Below are 21,917 nucleotides of genomic sequence, written 5' to 3' on the forward strand. Positions count from 1 at the left end.
TCGGCAGAACCAAAAGGGTCGATGCGAAGCGCCTCGATGGGGGGCGGTGGCCGGGCGACGGAAGGGTGATGCGGCCGGCCGCCTGTGGACAACCCACCGGCGACGGGCCGTTCGTGGACGTAGGGGTGTACGGACGTGAGGCGGGTGCCCCTCGGTTCAGACGGCGGCCTTCTTCAGTCTGCGGCGTTCGCGCTCGGACAGACCGCCCCAGATGCCGAAACGTTCGTCGTTGGCGAGGGCGTACTCGAGGCACTCGGAGCGGACCTCACAGGCGAGGCAGACCTTCTTGGCCTCGCGGGTGGAGCCGCCCTTCTCGGGAAAGAAGGACTCGGGGTCGGTCTGGGCGCACAGCGCGCGCTCCTGCCAGCCGAGTTCCTCGTCCGCGTCGTCGACCAGCAGTTGCTGCACCAGCTCGGTCATGTGCGCCCCTCGTCTGTCTTTCGCGTCCCCGTGATCTAGCCGTTACCGAAGTCGGCTGAACGACACGAGTGAAATTACAAGTGTGCTGATCCGGGCGAGTCAAGCCGAGATCTGCTATTGGGCCCCTTATTCACTCTGCGGAACCAAGGCCTTGCGGAAAGTCTTCAAATCGTCATAAACCTTGACAAGCAGAAGGAGCCCGAGAGGACGCCCCATGTCCCACAGGGCCTTTCCGGACCTGTACGGAGAAGGACGCCCAGAAGTTCGGTCTCGTTCCGACACGCGCAGCGAAGCAAACCGGATCACAGTCGCATCACGGGATCACAACGGGGCTTGCGCGCCCGGTTGTGCGCCATGTGTCCCGGGTGGGGCCTGCACAAACCTTTCACCTCGGAGATGGACCGGATGAGGTGAAACATGTCCCACTTGTCGGGTGCCGAGTTGACAGTCGGTGTGTGAACCGATGTCCTTGTGGGCATGCTCGCGAACTTGGCACTCACCTCGACCCGCTCGGCCGGGTCCCTCGGTGCTGCCCGCGCTCGCTGTAGCTGTTGTTGCTGTCCCAGCTGTTGAGCCCAACGCGCTCCGGCTGTACGTGAGTCCACCGCGACTCGGCTGCCGTTTCCTTTGATCCCCACCCGGATCGAGCCCTCACCGGGCACCCCTCCCGCTCGCGACCCGGGCGGACGGTACGCGACACCCAGCCAGCCCCCACTCTTCCGCCGAGGAAACACCCCACCCCATGAACAGCGACAGCGACATCCAGATCGCCGGCGACATCCTCGAAGTCCCACACCTGCTCCAGGCCCCGCGCGAGCACCCGGCCACCGTGGCCGAGTTCGTCGGCCTGGCCCGCTCCCTCGCCGCCGACCGCTCCCAGTGGGAGCACCTCGTCCGCTACGACGCGACCACGCGCTGGTACCACCGGCTGCGTACCGGGCCCGGCTACGAGGTGTGGCTGCTGTCCTGGGTGCCGGGGCAGGGCAGCGGGCTGCACGACCACGGACGCTCCTCCGGTGTCCTGACCGTCCTGGAGGGCACGCTGACCGAGCGGACCGAGCGGGGCACCCGCGCGTTGGGGGCGGGCGCCCAGCGGGTCTTCGCCCCGGGATACGTCCACGAAGTGGTCAACGACGCGCTGGAGCCGGCCGTGAGTCTGCACCTCTACTACCCGGGCCTCACCGAGATGCCGATGCTCCCCCAGTCCCAGCTGCGGTCGGCCGGTGCGGCCCCCCTGGCGTGCACGGCCCCCGCGACCCAAGACGACGTGGACGTCGTGACCGCCTGACGCAGGTCGTGCCCGGCCGGCGCTTCGCGTGACCGCCTGACGCGTTGTCGTACCCGCCTGCAAGACTTGGCCCATGCGCATTGTGGTTCTGGCAGGCGGCATCGGTGGTGCCCGGTTCCTGCGCGGTCTGAAGCGGGCCGCGCCGGACGCGGACGTCACGGTCATCGGCAACACCGGGGACGACATTCACCTCTTCGGGCTGAAGGTCTGCCCGGACCTCGACACGGTGATGTACACGCTCGGCGGCGGCATCAACGAGGAGCAGGGCTGGGGGCGGGCCGACGAGACCTTCCACCTCAAGGAGGAGCTCGCGGCGTACGGCGCCGGGCCCGAGTGGTTCGGGCTCGGCGACCGCGACTTCGCCACGCACATAGTGCGGACGCAGATGATCAGTGCGGGGTATTCGCTGAGCGCGGTGACCGAGGCACTGTGCGACCGGTGGAAGCCGGGCGTACGGCTGATCCCCATGACGGACGACCGGGTCGAGACCCATGTCGCCGTCGAGGTCGACGGGGAGCGCAAGGCAGTCCACTTCCAGGAGTACTGGGTGCGGCTGCGGGCCGGTGTGCCGGCCGAGGCCATCGTGCCGGTCGGGGCGGACCAGTCCAAGCCGGCGCCGGGCGTCCTGGAAGCCATCGCGGAGGCGGACGTCGTACTCTTCCCGCCCTCCAACCCGGTCGTCTCCATCGGCACGATCCTCGCCGTGCCCGGCATCCGCGAGGCGATCGCCGACGCCGGGGTGCCGGTGGTGGGCCTGTCCCCCATCGTCGGGGACGCGCCCGTGCGCGGGATGGCCGACAAGGTGCTCGCGGCGGTCGGCGTGGAGTCGACGGCCTCGGCGGTCGCCGAGCACTACGGCTCGGGCCTGCTGGACGGCTGGCTGGTCGACACCGTGGACGCGGGCGTGGTGGAGCGGGTGGAGGCCGCGGGGATCAGGTGCCGGGCCGTGCCGCTGATGATGACCGACCTCGACGCGACCGCGCAGATGGCCAGGGAGGCGCTGACGCTGGCCGAGGAGGTGCGAGCGGTATGAGCGGCGTACCTGTCGACGGTTACCGGGTCTGGGCGGTGCCCGGGCTCCCCGAGGTGCAGCGGGGCGACGATCTCGCCAAGCTGATCGCCGCCGCCGAGCCCGCGCTGGCCGACGGGGACGTCGTCCTCGTCACCTCGAAGATCGTGTCGAAGGCGGAGGGCCGTGTCATCCAGGCGTCCGACCGGGAAGCGGCGATCGACGCAGAGACCGTACGTGTCGTGGCGCGGCGCGGTGCGCTCAGGATCGTCGAGAACCGGCAGGGGCTGGTGATGGCCGCCGCCGGTGTCGACGCCTCCAACACCCCTTCGGGGACGGTCCTGTTGCTGCCGGAGGATCCGGACGCGTCCGCGCGGGCGATCCGGGACGGCCTGCGGGACGCCCTCGGTGTCGACGTCGGGGTCCTCGTCACCGACACCTTCGGGCGGCCCTGGCGCGCGGGTCTCACGGACGTGGCGATCGGCGCCGCCGGAGTGCGGGTGCTCGACGATCTGCGCGGCGGCACGGACGCGTACGACAATCCCCTCAGCGCGACGGTCGTCGCGACGGCGGACGAGCTGGCCGCCGCCGGTGACCTGGTGAAGGGCAAGGCCGCCGGGCTGCCCGTCGCCGTGGTGCGCGGGCTGCCGCATGTGGTGGCCAAGGAGCACGGTGAGGGCGCGCGGACCATGGTGCGCGACGCACGCGACGACATGTTCCGGCTGGGCACCTCGGAAGCGGTGCGGGCCGCGGTGACCCAGCGGCGTACGGTACGGGCCTTCACGGACGAGCCGGTCGACCCGGGGGCCGTTCGACGGGCCGTGGCCGCGGCCGTGACGGCGCCGGCGCCGCACCACACGACGCCGTGGCGGTTCGTGCTGCTGGAGTCCGAGGCCGCGCGGACCGGGTTGCTGGACGCCATGCGCGAGGCCTGGATCGCCGATCTACGGCGGGACGGGAAGAGCGAGGAGTCCATCTCCAAGCGGGTGCGGCGGGGGGATGTGCTGCGGGGCGCGCCCTGTCTGGTGGTGCCGTGTCTCGTCATGGACGGCTCGCACACGTACGGCGATCCGCGGCGGGACGCGGCGGAGCGGGAGATGTTCGTGGTCGCCACGGGGGCCGGCGTGCAGAACTTCCTCGTCGCGCTGGCCGGGGAGCGGCTGGGGTCGGCGTGGGTGTCGTCCACGATGTTCTGCCGTGATGTGGTGCGGGAGGTGTTGGGGCTGCCGGAGGACTGGGATCCGATGGGGGCGGTGGCGGTCGGGCATCCGGCCCAGGAGCCGCGGGAGCGGCCTGAGCGGGATGCGGGGAGCTTCATCGAGGTGCGGTGAGGTGCCGCCGGTGAACTGCCGCCGGTGTGGTGCTGCGTCGAAGCGGGGCGCGGATCCGTTCGGGTGCCGCCCGCTTACGGTTACCTCTGGTCCGCGTGGCCTCTACTCTCGTAGGACTCTCGCAGGGCTCTGGTAGGGCCCTTAGGACATTCGCAGGACCTTCGCAGGACTTTCCGGCATCCCTGGGACTTTCATCGTGGCAGGACGGTTCGCTCCCCGGCCCACGCGCGCGACCGTGCGCGGCGGGGAGGTCGTCGTGCCCGCCGCTCGCGGGGCGGTGCCGGGGGCCGCGGGGCGGGTGCGGAGGTGGGTGCCCGACTGGCCGCTCGATCTCGGGCTGGTGCTCGGGCCGCTTCGGCGGGGGCCGGGTGATCCGACGTTCCGGGCGATGCCGGACGGGTCCGTGTGGCGGGCCAGCCTGACTCCGGTCGGGCCGGGCACGCTGCGGGTCGCCGCGGTGCGGGGTGAGGTGCTCGGGGAGGCATGGGGGCCGGGGGCGGAGTGGCTGCTGGGTCGGTTGCCGGGGATGCTGGGGGCCGATGACGACCCGGCCGCGTTCACGCCTCGGCACCGGGTGGTGGCGGGGGCCTGGCATCGGCGGCCGGGGCTTCGGCTGGCGCGGACCGGGCTGGTGCTGGAGTCGTTGATCCCCTCGGTGCTGGAGCAGAAGGTCACGACCGACGAGGCGTATCGGGCGTGGCGCTTGCTGGTGCGGAAGTTCGGGGAGCCGGCGCCGGGGCCCGCGGCGGGTGGGCGGCTGTGGGTGATGCCAACGCCTCGGACGTGGGCGTTGATCCCGTCGTGGGAGTGGCATCGGGCCGGCGTCGACAACAAGCGGGCGTCGACGATTCTGCGGGCTGTCCGGGTGGCGGCGCGGATGGAGGAGGCCGTGCGGATGGAGGCGGAGGCGGCGCAGGCTCGGTTGGAGGTGGTGCCGGGGATCGGGCCGTGGACGTCGGCGGAGGTGGTGCAGCGCAGTCACGGAGCGGCGGACGCGGTGACCGTGGGGGATCTGCATCTGCCGGGGATCGTGGGGTGGGCGTTGGCCGGGGATCGGGACGCGGACGACTCGGTGATGTTGGAGTTGCTGGAGCCGTATGCGGGGCAACGGCATCGGGCGGCCCGGTACATCCTGCTGAGCGGAAGGGTTCCGGCTCGGCGGGCGCCGCGGATGCCGCGGGGGGACATCGGGCGGTTGTGAGCCGGCCGGCGTCACGGTGATGTGCCCGGGGGCCGTCACGGTGATGTGCCCGGGGCCCGTCACGGTGATGTGCCCGGGGCCCGTCACGGTGATGTGCCTGAGGGCCCGTCACGGTGATGTGCCCGTGAGCCCCTCAGATCCCCACTCACCTTCGTCATCCGACCACGCCCACCGGTCCCGGCCCCACCGGAAGCCGGCCTCGCGCTCGAACGCCGGACAGGCTGGAATGCCTGGCCCGGCGTCGCCAGGCGCCGCCCTCGCCTGCCGGGTCCGCGCCTACCGGCCCGCCGGCCCCTCGCCTACTGGTCCGAGGAGAACCGCACCGCCCCCGCCGGGATGCGCGCGTCGCACCACACCCGCATTCCGTCGCGGAGTTCGTTGTCGGCGCCGACGACCGCCCCGTCGCCGATGACCGTGCCGGTGAGGACGGAGCGTTCGCCCACGCGGGCGCGGGTGCCGATGAGGGAGTCGGTGATGACGGCGCCGGGTTCGATGACGGCACCCGGGAGGATCGTCGACCCGAAGACCCTCGCCCCCTCCGCGACGAGGGCGCCCTCGCCCACCACCGTGCCGCCCGTGAGCTTGGCGTCGGGGGCCACGGTGGCCGTGGGCAGGATCAGGCGGTCGGCGCCGCGGCCGGGGACCGCGGGAGACGGGGCCCGGCCCAGGACCAGGTCGGCGGAGCCGCGGACGAAGGCCGCCGGGGTGCCGAGGTCCAGCCAGTACGTGGAGTCGACCATGCCCTGCAAGTGGGCCCCGGCCGCCAACAGGTCCGGGAACGTCTCGCGTTCCACCGAGACCGGGCGCCCCGCCGGGATCGTGTCGATGACCGAGCGGCGGAAGACGTACGCCCCCGCGTTGATCTGGTCGGTGACGATCTCCTCGGGCGTCTGGGGCTTCTCCAGGAACGCCAGGACCCTGCCCGTGTCATCTGTGGGGACCAGGCCGTAGGCCCGCGGGTCGGTGACCTTGGTGAGGTGCAACGACACGTCCGCGCCCGTGGTCTCGTGGGTGTGGACCAGCGCCCGGATGTCCAGGCCTGTCAGGATGTCGCCGTTGAAGATCAGGACCGGGTCGTCGGGACCCGATTGGAGGCGGGACGCCACGTTGCGGATGGCGCCGCCGGTGCCGAGGGGCTCCTCCTCCGTGACGTACTCGATGTGGAGACCCAGCGCGGAGCCGTCGCCGAAGTACGGCTCGAAGACCTCGGCCAGGTACGAGGTGGCGAGCACGATGTGGTCGACGCCCGCCGCTCTCGCTCTCGCCAGTTGGTGCGTGAGGAAGGGGACCCCGGCCGCCCGGACCATGGGCTTCGGCGTGTGCACCGTGAGGGGGCGCAGCCGGGTGCCCTTGCCGCCGACCAGGAGGATCGCTTCTGTCACCTGTCGTCTCCGCTTCCTGCCGGGACCGGCCGAACTGTCTTTCGGCCGGACAGTGTATGCAGACCGTTGTGCGCTGCCTTCGACGGGCAGGTGGCATTCAGCCTCTTGTCCCCCGACGGCGGCGAATGTGTCCTCCGGCCAGTCGAACAGACTCCGCCGGTCCCCGGACGGTTCCCGCTCCCGAGCCGACCCGGGCCAGGTCGGGATCCAGGTCCACGTCCAAGTCCAGGCCCGGATCCGGGTCCCGCCCTAGCGTCCCTGGTAGCGGGCCGCGGTCGTGCGGGCCGTGCCGAGCTTGCCGTAGAGCTTGCGGCCGGGGCACTCCGTGGCGAAGCCGTCCCGATGGCCGGAGATCACATTCAGTCGCACATTTTTTCCCTTTCGGTAGAGATTGCCACCGCCGGACTTCAGGTATGTCTTCGCACGCGGATTGACCCCGTGAAGGCCGAGTTTCCACGCGGTGAGCCGAGCGATGGCCTTCACCGTGGCGGCGGACGGCTTGGTGGAGCTGTAGCTGCCGAGGACGGCGATCCCCATGCTGTTGGTGTTGAAACCGAGCGTGTGTGCGCCCATGACCGGCTTCGCCACGCCCCCGGCACGTCCCTCGTAGATGTTTCCGCACTTGTCGACGAGGAAGTTGTAGCCGATGTCGCGCCAGCCCATGCTGACGACGTGGTAGCGGTAGATACCACGGATGACTGAGGGGGCCTGCGCGCATTTGTACCCGTTGCCCGTGGCCGTGTGGTGGACGAAGGCGGCCTTGACCTTGCTCGTGTAGCCGAACCACTGCTCCCGCAGCTTCTCGTTCGCGCCCCAGCCACGCCGCGTGACAATACGCGGGCGTGGTCCGATGTACGGCTTCCCCCGCGGCTTCCCCCGCAGCGACTTCGTCGACTCACCGGTCCGCAGGGCGAACAGCTCCCGCTCGGTCGCCTTCCGATCGAGCGCGGGAATCGCGGTGGCGCCGAGGGGGACCGACAGTTCGGCGTTGGCGGCGGAGGCCTGCACGGCGGTGAGGGCCTTGGCCGGTTCGGCGGCCGAGTTGTTGCCGCGGCCGGTGGTGTAACCCGCCAGGACCTGCGGGCCGTTGACGGGGACTGAGGTGTGGCGGGCCAAGGCGTCCGGAGCGGTCGCGCGGACCGAGGTTCCGCTGGCCGAGGCGCCACCGACCGAGGCGCCAGGAGCGGCGGTGCCGGGAGCGGCCGGGGTCGCCTCCTCGCCGGGGTCCACGAGTTCGAGGCGCATGCCCGCGGGGAGGGGGGAGGTCGCCGTCGCCGTACGGTGGCCGTCGGCGGGCTCGTCGGCGTGGGGCGCCGGGATCTTGGCGTCCGCCCGGACGCGTACCTCCACGCCGTCGGAGTCGCCCACCCACAGCGGGGCCGTGGCGCCGCGCACGCGATCCGAGGCGCCTTCGGCGGTGTCCGGGTCGGCCGCGTGTTCGGCGTTGTGGGTCTCGACGTCCTGCCAGCCGGACCAGGCGCCCGTGCCGGCGGCGCGGGTGCGGACCTGGACTCGGCCGTGGAGTTCGGTGGCGGGGTCGTCCCAGACCACGCCGACGAGCGAGAAGTGCCGTACTTCGCGGCGGGGCAGGCCCTGTTCCGCCGCGGGTCCGAGGGAGCGGTCGCGGGCCAGGGACGCGAGCGGCAGTGACTGGGTGCTGCCGGACGCTTCCGCGGTCGACCGTCTCGCGGTCGCCGTGGCCGCGTTGTCCGTCAGGGCCGCGGTGGCCGCCGCACTCGCCGGGGCCGGGGTGTTCACCGCGGCCGCGGGCGGGGTCAGCGGAAGAGCCAGGGCGGCCGCACAGGTGACACCGATCGAGGAAGCAAGGAATCCACGCATGTCCCCGATCTTGGACATAGCCACTCATATCTGTCCATTGCGGAGTTGACGGGCCGTCGAGTGGTGTTCCGCCGAACCGGTGGCGCGACGAGGGCCCGGCGACTCGAGGCGCGGGACGGGCCCGCGTACCCTTCGGTGGGTGAACGCCACCGACCGCACCCCTGCCGACCTGCTGCGTTCCGCGCTCGCCGCGGACCCCGGACGCCCGCTGGTGACCTTCTACGACGACGCCACGGGCGAACGTGTCGAATTGTCCGTGGCCACCTTCGCCAATTGGGTGGCCAAGACCGCCAACCTGCTCCAGGGCGACCTCGCCGCCGCGCCCGGCGACCGGGTCTCGCTGTTGCTGCCCGCGCACTGGCAGACCGCGGTGTGGCTGCTGGCGTGTTCGTCGGTGGGGGTGATCGCGGACGTCGGCGGGGATCCGGGGGCGGCCGACGTGGTGGTGACCGGGCCGGACTCGCTGGAGCCCGCGCGGGCGTGTTCCGGGGAGCGGGTCGCCTTGGCCCTACGGCCGCTCGGCGGGCGTTTCCCGCAGACTCCGGCGGGTTTCGCGGACTACGCCGTGGAAGTTCCGAGTCAGGGTGACCGGTTCGTGCCGTTCGCGCCGGTGGATCCCGAGGAACCTGCGCTGGTCGTGGCCGGACGGGAGGTCAGCGGAGCGGAGGTCGTCGAGCGGGCGCGGGCCGAGGCGACGGCGGTGGGACTGACAGGGCCTGGATCCCGGCTGCTGTCGGGGCTGCCGTACGACACCTGGGAGGGACTGAACGCCGGGCTGTACGCGCCGCTGGCCACCGGCGGGTCCGTGGTGCTGTGCCGGAACCTGGACCAGCTGGGTGAGGACGCGCTGGCCAAACGGATCGAGAGCGAGCGGGTCACCGCGACCGCGAGGTAGGCGACCCCTCCGGGCGGCCTCGGCATCCCTCCGCGGACAGCCCCCGCACCGCCCGTAGGACAGCCTCCGCCTATCTCTTCGGACAGCCCCCGCACTCCCCGTCGGACAGCCTCCGCCTATCTCTTCGGACAGCCCCCGCACTCCCCGCCGGCCGACCGCCGCGTCACCCGTTCGGCTCAACTCCACCCTCCCTCGCCGCCCCGTCCGCGCCATCGTCGTAGGAGCAGCCCGCACGACGCGCTCGTACGCCATGAGGGGTGGGATCGACGTGACCGACACCGCAGGCGCTCCCTCCGGACGGAACGGCGGCGACGTCGGCCTCGGTCCGGGGGTGGGGGCCTCGGCCGGCGGGAGGGGGTTGGCCCGGCGGCGCAGGCGGCGGTGGCTGCGGGGAGTGGGGCTGGCCGTCGTGGTCGTGGTGCTCGCGGCAGGCGGGGCCGGGTGGGCCGTCTACGCGAAGCTCGACGGCAACATCACGCCGGACGAAGAGGCCGCGGCCGAGCTCGCGCGGTACGAACGGGAGCGGCCCACCTCGCTGGTGCGGGGCGCGCAGAACATCCTGGTGATCGGGTCGGACTCGCGGTCGGGGGACGGGAACCGGCGCTACGGGCGGGACTCCGGGACCGAGCGGTCCGACACGACGATCCTGCTCCATCTGTCCGCAGGACGGCGCAGCGCCACCGCCATGTCTCTGCCCCGGGATCTGATGGTGGACGTGCCGGGTTGCCGACGACCCGACGGCAGCCGCACCGAGCCCATGTTCGCGATGTTCAACTACGCCTTCCAGGTCGGCGGTTCGGCCTGCACGGTCCGGACCGTCGAGCGGCTCACGAACATCCGTGTCGATCACTACGTGGTCGTCGACTTCCACGGGTTCAAGGACATGGTCGACGCGGTCGACGGCGTCGAGGTGTGCCTGGCCGAGCCGGTCCACGACAAGGCGGCCAAGCTGCGGCTCCCTGCGGGGCGGGTGACGCTCGACGGCGAACAGGCCCTCGGCTATGTGCGTGCGCGGAAGTCGCTGGGCAACGGCAGCGACACCGACCGGATGGACCGCCAGCAGCGTTTCCTCGGCGCCCTGGTCCACAAGGTGCGCGGCAACGACGTCCTGCTGAATCCCGTGCGGCTCTACCCCGTGCTGGACGCCGCCACGTCCTCGCTCACGACGGACCCGGGACTGGCGAGCTTGCGTGGTTTGTACGAACTCGTGCGTGGCGTGCGCGACATCCCCACCGAACGTGTGCAATTCCTGACCGTGCCCCGGGAGTCGTACGTCTACAACTCCAATCGCGACCAACTCGTGGAACCCGAGGCGGAGAAACTGTTCGAACGATTGCGCACGGACAAACCGGTCGTGGTGACGGCGGTCGCCACACGGAATTCGGTGACAAAAAGCCGCAATTCGGCCGCCGGGATCGAGGGCGACTACAGCGAGTACGGCACCGGCGCCCCCGACACAGTGGTGTACGAGGCCGGGAAGGCGGCCGAAAAGCGCTCGGGCGAACCCGCGAACGATGCTTCCCCCGCACCCACGTTCCGCGGGAACACGGCCGCCGAAGACCCCTGTGAGTAAAGCATTTGTCAAGGTGATGAACTGTCACCCGAGAAAATGAGCGAATTGCCCGGTTGTAGGGAAGTGGAATACGTCACCGGCGTCGCTCGACGCCTTATCGGGCGGTTAGTGTGAGCGACCCGGTGCGTCCGGCCACGAGGTCCGTCCTTTGGTCGTGCATCGTGTGACCGAGACCCGGGCGCCTTTGGAGGGGGAAGGTGCCGCGTGCCCCGACGGAGGAATCTGACAACCGTGGACGCGCAAGGCCGTGGGCGGGCGGATGATATCGACCCCGCAGACCAGTGGGTACTCAATCCGGACACCGGCGAATACGAACTGCGACTGACCCCTTCCGCACCGCAGTCGGCGGCGGTGCCCAGACCACGTGCCGCCGCCCCCGTCGGGGCGGGCGCGCCACGCGGCCGTACGGCGACACCCGTGGCGCCCGGACGTGACGTCCCGCCGCCGCGCAGACGCCGTGGGGCGCCCCCTGAGGAACCGTTGCCGGGACGGCGCGGACGTCGGCCGGTGAAGAAGGCGTCGAAGGCCAAGAAGGCCCTGCTGTGGACCGGCGGCACGATGGCGTTCGTGCTGGTGGCCGCGGCGGGCGGCGCCTACCTCTACATCGAGCACCTCAACGGCAACATAACCTCGGTCGCCGACGACGGCGCGAGCACCGGCGGCTTCCAGAAGGACAAGGCGATCAACATCCTGTTGATCGGCACGGACAAGCGCACGGGCTCGGGCAACGAGGGCTACGGCGACGCCGGCAGCGTCGGGCACGCCGACACCACGATCCTGCTGCACGTCTCCAAGGACCGTACGAACGCGACCGCGCTCAGCATCCCGCGCGACCTCATCGTCGACGTCCCCGACTGCCCCACCACGCAGGCGGACGGCACCCAGAAGATCATCCCCGGCACCCCCGACGTCCGCTTCAACACGAGCCTCGGCCAGGACGACCGGACCCCCAGCTGCACCGCGCGGACCGTCACCGAGCTGACCGGGGTCAAGCCGGACAACTTCATGGTCGCCGACTTCAACGCGGTCAAGACGCTGACCACGGCGGTCGGCGGGGTCGACGTGTGTCTCGGCAAGGACATCAAGGACCCGGACTCGCACCTGGACCTGAAGAAGGGGACGCAGCACATCTCGGGCGAGACGGCGCTCGCATTCGTGCGCACCCGGCACGCCGTCGGGTTCGGCGGCGACCTGAGCAGGATCGGGCTGCAACAGCAGTTCCTCAGCGCGCTGATGCGGAAGCTGAAGTCCAATGACACGCTGTCCAGCCCGTCGAAGATGATCAAGCTGGCCGAGGCGGGCACCAAGGCGCTGACCGTCGACTCCCAGCTGGACAGCATCAACAAGCTGAAGGACCTCGGCCTGGAGCTGGGCAAGCTCAACGTCAAGAACCTGACGTTCACCACCGTGCCGGTGATCGACAACCCCGCGGAGAAGGTGAAGGCGACCGTCGTCGTCAACCCGTCGACGGGTCAGCAGGTCTTCGACATGATCAAGAACGATGTGTCGTTCACCGAGGTCAAGGCCCAGAAGAAGAAGGAGGCGGCCGCAGTGGCCGCCCGCCTGGAGGGCACCAAGTCGGCCGCGTCGGAGGTGCGGGTGCGCATCCTCAACGGCGGTGCCGTGGCCGGCAGCGCCCAGGCGGAGCTCGAGTACCTGCAGAACGACGAGGGCGTGGTGAAGTCCGAGAACGCCGGCAACGCGCCCGCGGAGCTCGCCAAGACCACGCTCGAGTACGCTCCCGACCAGGCCGACCAGGCACGTCGGCTCGCGGACATCATGGGGTTGTCCGGATCGGCGATGAAGCCGGGCAAGAGCGTCACCAACTCCCAGGGCCTGCCGACGATGACGCTGACGCTCGGCGAGGACTTCGAGGAGGCGGGCACGTCGCTCACCGCTCCGACGAAGGCGCCGGAGGGGGTTCAGAAGTCCACGGCTGACAAGGTCGAGTGCGCCAAGTGACCTGACGGGCCTGTCGTACGTCTATAGGGACGTACGACAGGCCCGTTCGATGGTGCGAGGGTGGGGAGACAGGGGAGATGACGCGCAGCAGCGTGCAAGGGGAGGGGACCCGGCCGGACGTCCGGAAGGACGCCACGGGCCGGGAGGGCGGCCGCCGTGGGGACGGCGGGACCGGCCGACGCAAGGGGCAGCGCTCGGGCGGCGAGGCGGGAGGCGGGGACGGCTCCGGCAGACGCGGCACGGGGGGCGGACACGGCGGGCGGCGCGGCCGGCAGCGGTCCGGGCGCAAGCACCGGGTGCTGCGCTGGTCGGCGACGACCCTGTCGGTGCTGATACTGGGCACGGCCGGCGCCGGGTATCTCTACTACGAGCACCTCAACGGCAACATCCAGAAGGGCGAGCGCAGCAGCGGTGACTCCAAGGCGCACAAGGCGGAGCCGAACGCCGCCGGGCAGACGCCGATGAACATCCTGCTGATCGGCTCCGACAGCCGTAACTCCGCCGCGAACCTGAAGCTCGGCGGACACCGGGCGAGCGTGGGCAGTCCGCCGCTGGCCGACGTGCAGATGCTCATCCACCTGTCGGCGGACCGCAAGAGCGCCGCGGTGGTCAGCATTCCGCGTGACACCCGGGTCGACATACCCAAGTGCGAGGACCCGGACAGCGGCGAGAAGTTCCCGGCGACCAACAGGATCATCAACGAGACGCTGGCCCGCGGCGGAGCCGGCTGCACGCTGGCCACCTGGGAGAACCTCACCGGGATCTACATCGACCACTGGATGACGATCGACTTCGCGGGCGTGGTGAGCATGGCGGACGCCATCGGCGGCGTCGAGGTCTGTGTGGACCAGAACGTGTGGGACCGCCCGTTGCCCGGCGTGCCCGGCGGCTCCGGACTGAAGATGACGGCCGGGAAGAAGAAGGTCCAGGGCAAGCAGGCCCTGCAGTGGCTGCGCACCCGGCACGCCTGGGGCAGCGACCCACTGCGGGCCCGGGCCCAGCACATGTACATGAACTCGATGATCCGCACGCTCAAGGGCCAGAACGCCTTCACCGACACCGGCCGGCTGATGAACCTGGCCGAGGCGGCCACCAAGTCCCTGAAGGTCTCCGAGGAGATCGGCACGGTGAAGAAGCTGTACGACCTCGGGATGCAGCTCAAGACGGTGCCCACGGACCGCATCACCATGACGACGATGCCGACGACGGAGGACACCCAGAACTCCGACCATCTGCTGCCCGCCGGCGCCGACGCCGAGAAGATGTGGGCGATGATCCGCGACGACGTGCCCTTCGACGACAAGGGTGCGAAGACGGACGGGAAGTCGGACGCGAAAGAGTCCGCCGGCATCGAGAAGGGCTCCGGGGACCCCGCCGCGGCGAAGGACCAGATCGGCGTCCTGGTGACCAATGCCACCCGTACCTCCACGCTCGGACCGGTGTCCGGCCGCGCGGGCACGATCGCCGAGGCGCTCGTCGGGAAGGGGTTCACGAAGGCGGCCCGGGACTCCTCGGCGGCGCTTTCCGAGGACCGGACCGTGGTGCGCTATCCGAGCGCCGAACTGGAGGGCGACGCCCAGGAGGTCGCCAAGTCCCTCGGGATTCCTGTGAGTTCGGTGAAGAAATCGACGGACGTGTCCGGGGTCACGGTCGTCGTCGGCGCCGACTGGCGTACGGGCACGGCGTACCCGAAACAGTCGGCTCCCAAGGCCGGTGACCTGCCCAGCAACTCGGATGCCATCAACGGCTCGGACTCCGGTCAGTGCATGCCCGTGTACCAGCCCTACCGCTGGTAGTCCAACTCCCTCGCCACTCAATCCCCAGGAAATTCAGTCTCCGCCGAAGTGTGCGGATAGTGTGAGCGGTCCAGTGATCCCCGGCCACGAGATCTGGCCCAGACGGAGGATTCCGACAACGGTGGACACGCAAGGCCGTGGGCGGGCGGAGAACGTCGACCCCGCAGACCAGTGGGTGTTAAACCCGCAGACCGGCGAATACGAACTGCGACTGAGCCCTTCCGCACCGCAGTCGGCAGCCACGCCGCCGTCGACAGCCGCGCCGCAGTCGGCGGTTCCCCGGCCCCGGGGCGCGGGCACCGCCCGTACGCGGACGGCGCCGCCCTCGTCCCCCGGGCGCGCGGTACCGCCTCCGCGCAGAGGCCCGGGTGGGCCCGAGGAGCCGCTGCCGGGACGGCGTGGACGCCGGCCGGTCAAGAAGACGTCGAAGGCCAAGAAGGCCCTGCTGTGGACCGGCGGCACCATGGCGTTCGTCATGGTCGCCGCAGCGGGCGCCGGCTACCTCTACCTCCGGCACCTGGAGGGCAACGTCCAGACGACCGACGTCGGTGACGCGGGCGCCAGCGACTTCAAGAAGGACGAGGCCTTCAACGTCCTCGTCATCGGCACCGACAAGCGCACCGGCGAGGGCAACGAGGGCTACGGCGACAAGGGCAGCGTGGGCCACGCCGACACGACGATCCTGCTGCACGTGTCCAAGGACCGCTCGAACGCGACCGCGCTCAGCATCCCGCGCGACCTGATCGTCGACGTCCCCGACTGCCCCACCACGCAGGAGGACGGCACCAAGACGACCGTCCCGGGGCTGCGGGCCGCCCGTTTCAACAGGAGCCTCGGCGAGGGCGGCCGGGACCCCGGCTGCACCATGCGCACGGTGACGCAGAACACCGGCATCCCGGTGGACCACTTCATGATGGCCGACTTCAACGCGGTCAAGACGCTGACCACTGCGGTGGAGGGCGTCAAGGTGTGCGTGACGAAGGCGATCGACGACGAGGAGTCGAAGCTCGTCCTGCCGAAGGGCGAGTCCACCGTCGAGGGCGAGAAGGCCCTCGCCTTCCTGCGTACCCGTCACAGCTTCGGCAACCAGGGCGACCTGGACCGGATCAAGGTGCAGCAGCAGTTCCTCGGCTCGCTGATGCGCAAGATGTCCTCAGGCGACACCCTGACCAGCCCCAGGAAGCTGCTGAAGCTGGCCGAGGCCGCCACCGAGGCGCTGACCGTGGACAGCGCCATCGGCAGCGTCGGCACGCTCAAGGACATGGCCCTGGAACTGAAGAAGGTGCCGACGAAGAACATCACGTTCGCCACGATCCCGGTGAAGGACAATCCCGCCGAGAAAGTCAGGGCGACGGTGGTCTTCAACGAGTCCACGGCCCCCCAGGTCTTCCAGATGATCAAGGACGACGTGTCGTTCACCGAGGTCAAGCAGCAAAAGGCGAAGGAGAAGGCCGAGATCGCCGCGCGGCTCAAGGGCACCAAGGCGGACGCCTCTGAGGTGCGGGTGCGCATCCTCAACGGAGGTGCGGCGGCCGGCAGCGCGCAGAGGGAACTCGACCATCTGCAGAACAGCGAGGGTGTCACCAAGTCGGAGAACGCGGGCAACTCGGACGGCACGCAGGCGAAGACGACGTTGGAGTACGCCCCCGAGCAGGCCGATCAGGCACGTCGGCTCGCCGACATCATGGGCCTGTCGGGGTCCGCGATGAAGCCGGGCGAGAGCGCGACCAACGCGCAGGGGCTGCCCACGATGACCCTGATCCTCGGTGAGGACTTCAAGGGCGCGGGCATCAAGCTCGACGCCGCCTCGGCCCAGACCCCGGACCTGGACAAGTCCACGGCGGACAAGGTGCAGTGCGCGAGCTGAGCCTGAGCCGGTGAGGTGAGCGGGACCGCGAGCTGAGCCTGAGTCAGTACGGTGCGCGGACCGCGAGCTGAGCCGGTGAACGGGACGGGGGCGACCGCGGGTCCGAGGTCGCCCCACGCTTCTCGTCAGCCGGCGGTGGCGTCCGCGCGGACCGCCGGGCGCCGGGAGGCGATGACCTTCCTCGCCAGCGACTTCGGGCTGGTCAAAAAGCCCCAGCCCCACGACATGTGCATGGTGGCGAGGGCGACGGGGATCTGCAGCCGGGCCTTCAGCGGCAGCCCCTTGCCCGCGGGCACGGACCCGAGGGCGATCGCCGCGAGATAGCCGCCGGGGACCACGAAGCCCCACGGGGTGAGCGCGGCGCCGACCACGATCCCCGCCGCGATCGCGCACACCGCGGTCGGCGGGGCGAGGTAGCGCAGGTTGATGGAGCCCTCGTGGTAGCGGGCGACGACGTGCCGCCAACGGCCGTAGTCCTTGTACTGCTTGGCCAGCGCCCGCACCGACGGCCTGGGCCGGTACGACACCTTCAGCTCCGGCGAGAACCAGATCAGGCCCCCCGCCTCCCGGATCCGGAAGTTGAGCTCCCAGTCCTGGGCGCGGATGAACTCCACGTTGTAGCCGCCCTGTTGCTCCAGCGCCTCGCGCCGGAACACCCCCAGGTACACGGTCTCGGCCTCGCAGGCCGCGCCACCGGTGTGGAAGACGGCGTTGCCGACCCCGATCTTCGAGGTCATGGCAGCGGCGACCGCGTGCTCCCAGTCGTTCTCACCCTCGGCGTGCATGATGCCGCCGACGTTCTGCGCGCCGGTCTCCTCCAGGAGCCGTACGGCGGTGGTGATGTAGTTCGGCGAGAGCATGCCGTGCCCGTCGACGCGCACCACGATCGGATGGCGGGAGGCCTTGATCGCGGCGTTCAGCGCGGCGGGCGTGCGGCCGGTCGGGTTCGGGACGGTGACCACACGTTTGTTCGTGTGGGACGCGGTTTCCGCGACGAGCTCGGCGGCGATCTCGTCCGTACGGTCCGTGGACGGACCGAGGGCGATCACGACCTCCATCTCGCCGGCGTACTCCTGCGTGAGGATCGCTTGGACTGCTCCGCGCAGATGCCGTTCCTCGTCGAGGACGGGCATGATCACAGAAACGGCGGGGAGCTGCACGTCGGGCTTGGCGTTCATAGGGGGCTCACGTTACCGCGAATGGGGGACACCAGTGCGCCCCTCCCGGGGCGGCGCCCGTGGTCGCAGATCGTATGGACCTACGGTGCTCACGATCCCACGTTCGGCCCTAGCGGAGGTGTCCCGCCATGCCCACGCCGCCCCGCCGCTCCCCGACCCCGGCGCAGCGCAGCCCCAAGCCGCGGCGCCGCGCACAGCGGTCCGCCGTACGGCGGAAAAAGCCGCGTTGGGCCATGCGGGCGGTGACCACGCTGTCGGTGGTCGTCCTCGCCTCCGCCGGGATCGGCCACACGGTGGTCACGAGCATCGACGCGGACATCGCCCGGGTCGACCCCTTCAAGGACATGAAGAACCGGCCGCGGGCCGGTCACGGCATGAACGTGCTGCTCGTCGGCACGGACGGCCGGGACAAGATCACGGAGGACGAGCGGCGCGAGTACCGGCTCGGCGGCGCCCCCTGCCGCTGCACCGACACGATCATGATCGTGCACATCTCGGACGACCGTGAGCGGGCCAGCGTGGTGAGCCTGCCCCGCGACTCGTACGCCGTGGCGCCCGCACACACCGACCGGATCACCGGGCAACAGCACGACGAGCATCCCATCAAGATCAACGCGGCGTACGCGGAGGGCGGGCCGAACCTCACCGTGCGCACCGTCGAGGACATGACCCATGTGAAGATCGACCACTACCTGGAGATCGACTTCACCAGCTTCATGAAGACGGTGGACGTGCTCGGCGGCGTGAAGATCTGCACCGCCGACCACCTGAAGGACACCTACACCGGACTCGACCTCCCGCCCGGCGCGCACACCCTGCGCGGCGGCCAGGCCCTCCAGTACGTCCGCGCCCGGCACGTCGACGCCTCCTCCGACCTGGGCCGGATGCAGCGCCAACAACGCTTCCTGGCCGCCCTGATCGAACGGGCGACCTCCTCCGGGATCCTTCTCAACCCGATGAAGTTCCGGGACATCACCCTGGCCGTACTGGGCTCCGTACGCGCCGACAAGGGCTTCGGCACGAGCGAACTGCTGGACCTGGGCCGGGCCATGCGGAACTTCTCCCCGTCGTCCTCGGAGTTCACGACCGTCCCGATCGGACAGATGGCGTACGTCGTGAAGGGCGTCGGCTCCACCCTGAAATGGGACCCGCAGAAGTCCGAGCGGCTCTTCCGGTCGCTGCGCGCCGACCAGCCGCTGTCCGCGCACCGCCCGAAGCACAGGGCGGTGCAGGTGGCGGTGGCCCCGCAGCAGATCCGCGTCCAGGTGGAGAACGGGACGCACACGGTCGGCCTGGGCACCAAGGTGGACGCCGCGCTGGCGGCGACCGGATTCCGTACGACGCACCGGCCCGTCGACGCGGTCGACCGGTCCGTGAAGCGGACCGTCGTCGCCTACGACCCCCGCTGGGACCGCTCGGCGAAGTCGCTGGCGACCGCCCTCCCGGGCAGTGAACTGCGGGCGGTGAACGGACTCGGAGCGACGCTGAAGGTGATCGCGGGCACGGACTTCAGACAGGTGCGGAAGGTGCGATCCGAGGACCCGTACCAGGGCGAGTTCGGGGTGATGCTGGGGGACGAGGCGGTGTGCTCGTAGGTCCGGCACCAAGCCCCTGACACGGAATCCGTCCGTTTGCCCCCGTCCGCCCCATGGCGCAGGCGGGCCGGCAGGCGTAGGACGGAGGGGCGGGAGCCGATCCCGCGGTTCCCGCCACCGAAGGAGGAACCATGGCACAGCCCACCACCACCGCCCTCAGCAAGGAAATGCAGGATTGCGTCGAGGCGTGCATGGCCTGTCACAGCGCGTGCGAGGAGACGATGAGCTCCTGTATGCAGATGGGCGGACAGGCCCAGATGCAGATCATGCGTGCGCTGATCGACTGTTCCGAGACGACCCGTATGTGCTCGGACATGATGATGCGCCGCTCCCCGATGTCGGCCGAGATGTGCGCCCTGTGCGCCAAGGCCTGTGACATGTGTGCCGAGGCCTGCATGTCGATGCCCGACGATCCCCAGATGACGGCCTGCGCTCAGGCCTGCCGCCGCTGCGCCGAGACCTGCCGCGCGATGGCGGGCGCCACGATGTGAGTACCAGCCCACCAGGCCGGGGGCACCCTGCGGGGTGCCCCCGGTTCGTGCCGGGTGAAGGGGTCGTCCAGGGTCTTACGAGAGCAGCGGCTCCAACGCCCCGGCCAGGTCGGCCGGGCCGCGGAAGTGGAGCGGGCGCATGCCCAGGGCGGCGGCCGCCTCGACGTTCTCCTCCGTGTCGTCGACGAACAGACAACGCTCCGGGCGGACGGCGGCCAGGGACGCGGCGAGCCGGTAGATGCGCGGGTCCGGCTTGACCATGCCGACGCGCGCGCTGTTGACGACGTGGTCCGCGAGGTCGGTCAGACCCAGCGCGGCGAGGTCGTCCTCCAGGCGGAGGGTGGCGTTGCTGACGAGGACCAGGGGGACATGGCTGCGGGCCCGGCGCAGCAGGGACACCACCTCGGCGTCCGCCTTGAACGGCGACTCCAGCAGGGTGGTGCCCAGCTCCCAGGCCGTCGGCTCGGGCACCGGCCCGGTCAGGCCCTCGGCGATCGACCGCACCCATTCCTGCGCGTCGATCCGCCCCAGCAGCAGCGACAGGATGGTCTCCGGCGCGAAGGCCACCTTCATGGTGGTGCCCTCGGTCAGGCCGGCGGCGCGTTCCACGGCGTGCAGCCTGGAGGAGTCGTAGAAGCGGATCACGTTGTCGACATCGCAGAGCACCGCGTCGAAGGGTGCTCTGCCGCCCGGGTCAGTCACTCGACCGTGACCTTCTCATCGTTGTTCAGCTCCTCGACGAGGGTCTTCACCTTCGCCTTGTCCCAGACGAGGTTGCCGCCCGTGGAGCCGGAGATCGGCATGTTCATCGACTTGCCGTCGCCGCCGTTGACGCTCTTCATCGCCCAGAACATCTTGCCCAGGTCGTACAGGCCCATGTCCTTGTCGACGATCAGCGAGTCCAGGCCCGAGCCCATCGTCGGGTACAGCTTGAAGGGGTTGAGGATGGTGCTCGGGGTGGCGACCTGGTTGGCCAGGGCGTTGAGGAACTTCTGCTGGTTCTTCGTACGGTCCAGGTCGGAGCCCGCCAGCGCGTACCGGGTACGGACGAAGGCGAGGGCCTGCTCGCCGTTCAGGGTCTGCTTGCCCGCCGAGAAGTCGGCGCCGGACTTGGTGTCCTTCATGCCGCCCTTCGGGATGTCGATCTCGACGCCTCCGACCGCGTCCACGATGTTCGCGAAGCCGGCGAAGCCGATCTCCACGTAGTGGTCGATGTGCAGGCCGGTGTTGAACTCGACGGTGCGCACCAGCAGCTCGGGGCCGTCCTCGGCGTAGGCCGCGTTCAGCTTCACCTGCCGGCCCGTGCCCTTGTACGTCTTGCCGGAGTCGGAGCCCACGAACGTCGGTATCTCCACGTTCGAGTCACGGGGCAGGGAGACCAGGGTGTCGCCGTTGCTGCCGACGTGCAGCAGCATCATCGAGTCGGTGCGCTTGCCCGCGGCGGACCCGGTGTGCAGCTTCTTCTTCTCCTCCGAGGACATGCCCGCGCGGCTGTCGGAGCCGACGATGAGGTAGTTGGTGCCCTCGCCCGCCTCCGGCCGGTCGATGACCTTGGACAGGTCGACCTCGCGGTTGAGCTTGGAGTCGGCCCAGAAGTACGTGCCGACGGTCGTCACGACCAGCACGGTCGTCACGGTGATCGCCGTCCACTTGATCCGGCGGCGCCAGTTCGGCGCGGGGCGCGGACCGCGGCCGCCGCCGGGGCCACCGGAGCCTCCGCCGCCGTAGACCTGGCCCGTGTTGTAGCCGCTGTCGTACCCGTCGTCGTACCCGTTGTCACCACTGCCGTCGACGTACGACGGCTGCCGCGGGACCCCGCCGTACCCCGGGGCCGCCTGGCCGGGACCGTAACCGCCCTGGCCGGGGCCGTAGCCACCTTGGCCGGGCGGTGCCGCCGAGCCGCGGCGGACCTGCCGCATCACACGGGCGCTCTCGGGCTGCGCGCCTGCGCTGCCGCGTCCGTACCGGCTGCCGCGGTTGTCGGATCCCTCGGGCCAATCGCTCATGGGCCCCAGTGTGCAGGGCGAAGGTATGTCCCTTACAAGGTTCGTCGGAAAATAAGGGCAACCCTGTTGCGAAGCTGACACAAA

Annotated in this window: 17 protein-coding genes; 11 read left to right on the forward strand and 6 right to left on the reverse strand. The window is 70.4% G+C overall.

The annotated features are described in order from the left end of the window. Positions 1-156: 156 nt before the first annotated feature. A complete protein-coding gene (locus tag OHA64_RS19430) occupies positions 157-420 on the reverse strand; it encodes a WhiB family transcriptional regulator (protein WP_003975777.1) in 264 nt (87 codons plus the stop codon). Positions 421-1,162: 742 nt separating this feature from the next. On the opposite strand from OHA64_RS19430, the gene OHA64_RS19435 reads away from it, so the two are divergent. The 4 genes from OHA64_RS19435 to OHA64_RS19450 all read left to right on the forward strand — a co-directional run bounded on the left by OHA64_RS19435 (position 1,163) and on the right by OHA64_RS19450 (position 5,249). Next, the gene (locus tag OHA64_RS19435; RefSeq protein WP_405614655.1) at positions 1,163-1,708 is read left to right on the forward strand and encodes a cysteine dioxygenase; all 546 of its coding nucleotides are present in this window, start codon (positions 1,163-1,165) and stop codon (positions 1,706-1,708) included. 73 nt (positions 1,709-1,781) lie between these two features. Next, the gene (gene cofD, locus OHA64_RS19440; RefSeq protein WP_405614657.1) at positions 1,782-2,741 is read left to right on the forward strand and encodes a 2-phospho-L-lactate transferase; all 960 of its coding nucleotides are present in this window, start codon (positions 1,782-1,784) and stop codon (positions 2,739-2,741) included. Further along, positions 2,738-4,048, forward strand: a complete 1,311-nt coding sequence (locus OHA64_RS19445; protein ID WP_405614659.1) for a coenzyme F420-0:L-glutamate ligase — start codon at positions 2,738-2,740, stop codon at positions 4,046-4,048. Before cofD ends, OHA64_RS19445 begins: the two co-directional genes overlap by 4 nt. Positions 4,049-4,244: 196 nt before the next feature. Continuing rightward, the gene (locus OHA64_RS19450) at positions 4,245-5,249 is read left to right on the forward strand and encodes a DNA-3-methyladenine glycosylase family protein (RefSeq protein ID WP_405614661.1); all 1,005 of its coding nucleotides are present in this window, start codon (positions 4,245-4,247) and stop codon (positions 5,247-5,249) included. A 299-nt stretch (positions 5,250-5,548) separates the two neighbouring features. On the opposite strand, the gene OHA64_RS19455 is transcribed toward OHA64_RS19450, so the two are convergent. Then, on the reverse strand, positions 5,549-6,631 hold the full coding sequence (locus OHA64_RS19455; protein WP_405614663.1) for a sugar phosphate nucleotidyltransferase: 1,083 nt from the start codon (positions 6,629-6,631) through the stop codon (positions 5,549-5,551). A gap of 249 nt (positions 6,632-6,880) precedes the next feature. Beyond that, positions 6,881-8,488, reverse strand: coding sequence for a peptidoglycan recognition protein (locus OHA64_RS19460; RefSeq protein ID WP_405614665.1), 1,608 nt, complete (start codon positions 8,486-8,488; stop codon positions 6,881-6,883). Positions 8,489-8,609: 121 nt separating this feature from the next. Between OHA64_RS19460 and OHA64_RS19465 the strand changes: the two genes are divergently transcribed. From OHA64_RS19465 to OHA64_RS19485, 5 genes are all read left to right on the forward strand, one after another. Beyond that, complete coding sequence (locus OHA64_RS19465) at positions 8,610-9,365, forward strand: TIGR03089 family protein (protein ID WP_405614667.1); 756 nt, start codon at positions 8,610-8,612, stop codon at positions 9,363-9,365. A gap of 250 nt (positions 9,366-9,615) precedes the next feature. Further along, a complete protein-coding gene (locus OHA64_RS19470) occupies positions 9,616-10,938 on the forward strand; it encodes an LCP family protein (RefSeq protein WP_405614669.1) in 1,323 nt (440 codons plus the stop codon). 231 nt (positions 10,939-11,169) lie between these two features. Then, positions 11,170-12,900, forward strand: a complete 1,731-nt coding sequence (locus OHA64_RS19475; RefSeq protein ID WP_405614671.1) for an LCP family protein — start codon at positions 11,170-11,172, stop codon at positions 12,898-12,900. Positions 12,901-12,977: 77 nt separating this feature from the next. Further along, positions 12,978-14,696: an LCP family protein gene (locus tag OHA64_RS19480; protein WP_405614673.1), complete on the forward strand. Its 1,719-nt coding sequence runs from the start codon at positions 12,978-12,980 to the stop codon at positions 14,694-14,696. A 121-nt stretch (positions 14,697-14,817) separates the two neighbouring features. Continuing rightward, positions 14,818-16,563: an LCP family protein gene (locus OHA64_RS19485; RefSeq protein ID WP_405614675.1), complete on the forward strand. Its 1,746-nt coding sequence runs from the start codon at positions 14,818-14,820 to the stop codon at positions 16,561-16,563. A gap of 125 nt (positions 16,564-16,688) precedes the next feature. Here OHA64_RS19485 and OHA64_RS19490 read toward each other — a convergent pair whose 3' ends face one another. Beyond that, the gene (locus OHA64_RS19490; protein WP_405614677.1) at positions 16,689-17,741 is read right to left on the reverse strand and encodes a glycosyltransferase family 2 protein; all 1,053 of its coding nucleotides are present in this window, start codon (positions 17,739-17,741) and stop codon (positions 16,689-16,691) included. A gap of 128 nt (positions 17,742-17,869) precedes the next feature. On the opposite strand from OHA64_RS19490, the gene OHA64_RS19495 reads away from it, so the two are divergent. Both OHA64_RS19495 and OHA64_RS19500 read left to right on the forward strand, forming a co-directional pair. Beyond that, positions 17,870-19,336 carry an LCP family protein gene (locus tag OHA64_RS19495; RefSeq protein WP_405614679.1) on the forward strand — a complete coding sequence of 489 codons (1,467 nt, stop codon included), beginning with the start codon at positions 17,870-17,872 and terminating at the stop codon, positions 19,334-19,336. A gap of 131 nt (positions 19,337-19,467) precedes the next feature. Beyond that, entirely contained in the window at positions 19,468-19,827 is a 360-nt protein-coding gene (locus OHA64_RS19500; RefSeq protein WP_405614681.1) for a four-helix bundle copper-binding protein, read from the forward strand. Between the two features lie 75 nt (positions 19,828-19,902). Here OHA64_RS19500 and OHA64_RS19505 read toward each other — a convergent pair whose 3' ends face one another. Next, positions 19,903-20,529: an HAD-IA family hydrolase gene (locus OHA64_RS19505; protein ID WP_405614683.1), complete on the reverse strand. Its 627-nt coding sequence runs from the start codon at positions 20,527-20,529 to the stop codon at positions 19,903-19,905. Then, complete coding sequence (locus tag OHA64_RS19510) at positions 20,526-21,833, reverse strand: LCP family protein (protein ID WP_405614685.1); 1,308 nt, start codon at positions 21,831-21,833, stop codon at positions 20,526-20,528. The genes OHA64_RS19505 and OHA64_RS19510 overlap by 4 nt, the downstream gene beginning before the upstream one ends. Between the last annotated feature and the right edge of the window lie 84 nt (positions 21,834-21,917).

Source organism: Streptomyces sp. NBC_00076 (assembly GCF_045041235.1).
Lineage (GTDB): Bacteria > Actinomycetota > Actinomycetes > Streptomycetales > Streptomycetaceae > Streptomyces.